Annotated in this window: 4 protein-coding genes; 2 read left to right on the forward strand and 2 right to left on the reverse strand. The window is 58.9% G+C overall.

All coding sequences use genetic code 11. The features are described 5' to 3' along the window. Nucleotides 1-110: 110 nt before the first annotated feature. A complete protein-coding gene (locus NW857_RS00795) occupies nucleotides 111-419 on the reverse strand; it encodes a gas vesicle protein GvpV (protein ID WP_414332885.1) in 309 nt (102 codons plus the stop codon). Nucleotides 420-520: 101 nt separating this feature from the next. Between NW857_RS00795 and NW857_RS00800 the strand changes: the two genes are divergently transcribed. Beyond that, entirely contained in the window at nucleotides 521-1015 is a 495-nt protein-coding gene (locus NW857_RS00800; RefSeq protein ID WP_414332887.1) for a pentapeptide repeat-containing protein, read from the forward strand. Here NW857_RS00800 and NW857_RS00805 read toward each other — a convergent pair. After that, nucleotides 1012-1320, reverse strand: a complete 309-nt coding sequence (locus NW857_RS00805) for a hypothetical protein (protein WP_414332889.1) — start codon at nucleotides 1318-1320, stop codon at nucleotides 1012-1014. The genes NW857_RS00800 and NW857_RS00805 overlap by 4 nt on opposite strands. Nucleotides 1321-1501: 181 nt before the next feature. Here NW857_RS00805 and NW857_RS00810 point away from each other — a divergent pair, with 181 nt between their 5' ends. Continuing rightward, complete coding sequence (locus tag NW857_RS00810) at nucleotides 1502-2233, forward strand: aldehyde oxygenase (deformylating) (RefSeq protein ID WP_414332891.1); 732 nt, start codon at nucleotides 1502-1504, stop codon at nucleotides 2231-2233. The last annotated feature ends 217 nt before the right edge of the window (nucleotides 2234-2450 follow it).

Raw genomic sequence — 2450 nt, forward strand, 5'->3', positions numbered from 1 at the left:
TTCTAGAGTCGGCTGGAGACGAGCAGCAAATAGTTAAGCTAGCTACAAAATCTCTGACTTGTTGCTTTGGCTCTCTGAGAATGGAGCGATGTGATTTAAGTGGGGATCCCTCAATACTCGAAGGTCATGGGTGGGAAGCGGCAAGGACGGGATCTGAGCTTGGCCGGTTCAGAGGCGGGGGCAGGATCCCGAAAAGCTTCTGCCTGCTGCTGGAGGTGTTGCATGGCCTGCTCGATTTCCTGGAGCCGGGACTGAATTTGCCCTTGCCGCTCTTGGATAGACTCCAGCTCCTGGTTGAGGCGCTGCTTTTCCACGGTGAGCTGCTGCATTTCGGCATAGAGGGCGGATTCGGTTTGGCGGCGCGGGATCGAGCGCAGCTTGGGGCGGGGGCGAGTTCGGGGCACACGGGGCAAGCTCATCAGTGGGGATCCCAGAAAACGGCTTGCGCCCATCGTAGCCTGCTCTTGGCGGCCCTTCCATTCCTGGGTAGGATCCAATTCGTCTGGCGTGGAAAACGGCGATGGTAGAAACTGGGGCAGAGCTGCTGCAACGCTACGGCAGCGGCGAGCGCGACTTCAGCAACAGCCAACTAACCGGGGCTGACCTGGCCGGGGCCGACCTGGCCGGGATCGATTTGGGGGGGGCTATTCTCCGGCAGGCCAAGCTGGCCTCTGCCAATCTGGAGCGGGCCTACTTGAGCGGTGCCGACCTCAGCCAAGCCGATCTGCAGGGATCCAACCTGCGCCTGGCCAATCTAGAAAAGGCCAAGTTGCAGGGATCCCGACTGCAGGGAGCCAACTTGCGTGGAGCCAACCTGGCCGAAGCGGACTTGAGCGGTGCCGATCTCAGCCAAGCGGACTTGGCGGGGGCCAATCTCACCGGAACCAACTTAAAGGGATCCCTTCTTGCCCAGTGCAAACTCAAGCTGGCCAACCTGCGCGGGGCCTGCTACGACAGCACCACCCAAATAGAAGCAGATGTCGCCCCGGCAGAGCTGGGCATGGTGCAAGCCTAGAGTTCCGGCTCCAGATCGAGGATCTCCTGGATCTCAGAATGGGTATAGCCCACCGCCCGCAACTTCTCCGAGACCGTCTCAATCTCTTCTGAAGACAGATCCTGTTGCCGTACTCGATCCCAGAGATTGGCCACAATCTGCAGCAGCAAACGGCTGCTTTCCGCCTCGAACAGCTCAAAAGCCGTCGCCAGCTCGATCGCCTGCAACACCTCCTCGGCGCTGCCAATCGGTTGATCGAGGGACTGTTCCTCCAACTCCACCAGCAACTGCCGCAGTTGGTTCAGGCCATCCCCAAGAGCAGACATACAGCAGGCTCCCCAACGGCACCTGAGCACTCACGCTAGCAGACCCCTATCCTGAATCAGAAGGGATCCCACCCATTCTGCAGCAGCTACGGCTATCCTGTTAGAAGAGCGATGCCGTTGCTGGACATCCGCAACCAACAATCCACAACAGCCAAACCACAGCGAGAGGAGATGCATGAGTATGGCCCCGGCGAACGTCCTGCCCAATCCCCCCCAGCCCTTGGCTAGCGAGGGTGGCACCACCCTGGACTACGGCAGCGCGGTTTATCGGCAGGCCTACTCCCGCATCAATGGCATTGTCATCGAAGGGGAACAAGAAGCCCACGACAACTACCTCAAGCTGGCCGAACTGCTGCCGGAAGCAGCAGAAGAGCTGCGCAAGCTGGCCAAAATGGAATTGCGGCACATGAAAGGCTTCCAATCCTGCGGCAAAAACCTGCAAATAGAGCCGGATAGGGAGTTTGCCCGCGCTTTCTTCGCCCCTTTGCGCAACAATTTCCAAAGCGCCGCGGCGGCAGGGGATCTGGTCTCCTGTTTTGTCATTCAGTCTTTGATCATCGAGTGCTTTGCCATTGCCGCCTACAACATCTACATCCCGGTTGCCGATGAGTTTGCCCGCAAGATCACCGAGGGAGTGGTCAAAGACGAGTATTTGCACCTGAACTTTGGCGAGCGCTGGCTGGGCGAACACTTTGCCGAGGTCAAAGCTCAGATCGAAGCGGCCAATGCCCAGAACCTGCCCTTGGTCTGGCAGATGCTGCAGCAGGTAGACGAGGATGTGGAAGCCATCTATATGGATCGCGAGGCCATCGTCGAGGACTTTATGATTGCCTATGGCGAGGCGCTGGCCAACATCGGCTTCAGCACCCGCGAGGTGATGCGCCTCTCGGCCCAGGGTTTGCGGGCAGCGTGACCCAACCCGGTATCCATCCTCTGCTGCTGGACTGGAGTTTCAGCCCGGCTGTCGGGGATCCCTACCTCTCCCGCGTATGGACGTGTTTTGATGGGATCCTGATGCGATCCATTAGTCATGCAAGCGAGTAAACCTCTATGTTCGGCCTGATCGGGCACTTGACCAGCTTGGCTCATGCGAAGCGGGTGGCAGACAAGCTGGGCTATTCCGAATATGC

Origin of the sequence: Synechococcus sp. H55.9 (assembly GCF_047462355.1) — a bacterium.
Classification (GTDB): Bacteria; Cyanobacteriota; Cyanobacteriia; order Thermostichales; family Thermostichaceae; genus Thermostichus.